Raw genomic sequence first — 539 nt, 5'->3', positions numbered from 1 at the left:
ACAACAGTTTGTGGAATACAAAGCCAAGCTGCTCGGCGTTCCTGTCCTCTACATTGATCCAGCATACACCTCGCAAGATTGCTCTCGGTGTGATGGAAGAGGTCAACGGCGAGGAAAGGAGTTTAAGTGTCCGGTCTGCGGGCACGTTGATCATGCTGATGTGAATGCGGCATTCAATATCGCACTCCGTCAAAAGGGCATGGTTGATCGTGTACAGAAAGAGATGTACACGATGGGAGCACTGATACCCCACGACGCAATGCTTGAAGAATGTCTAAGCAACGTCAGAACCCCATGACTTTAGTCGTGGGAGTATGTCAGATGCCACAAAGCCATGTAAGTCAATCTAACCTGACTTAGCAGTCTTCCTCCTCTCCTAAGGTATCATACCTTGAGTTAGAGAAACAGTATGTCTGGCTGAGAAAGGGCGGGGGATCGTGAATAATGAATGAATGATCAGGTTGTACAGAAAAGTGATTTCAAAACGCTGAGGGGGAGATTTGAACTCCCGAGAGACAAACGCCTCACGAGGTTTCCAG

Annotated in this window: 1 protein-coding gene; it reads left to right on the top strand. The window is 48.1% G+C overall.

The genetic code is table 11. The features are described 5' to 3' along the window. On the top strand, positions 1-298 hold a 298-nt coding region (locus QCH34_RS13270), incomplete at its 5' end, for a transposase (protein ID WP_300334807.1). Positions 299-539: the final 241 nt, after the last annotated feature.

The sequence above is a fragment of the Methanocalculus sp. genome (genome assembly GCF_029762515.1).
Lineage (GTDB): Archaea > Halobacteriota > Methanomicrobia > Methanomicrobiales > Methanocorpusculaceae > Methanocalculus.
The sequence above is the reverse complement of the archived record's forward strand: the minus strand, read 5'-3'. Positions and strand labels throughout refer to the sequence as shown.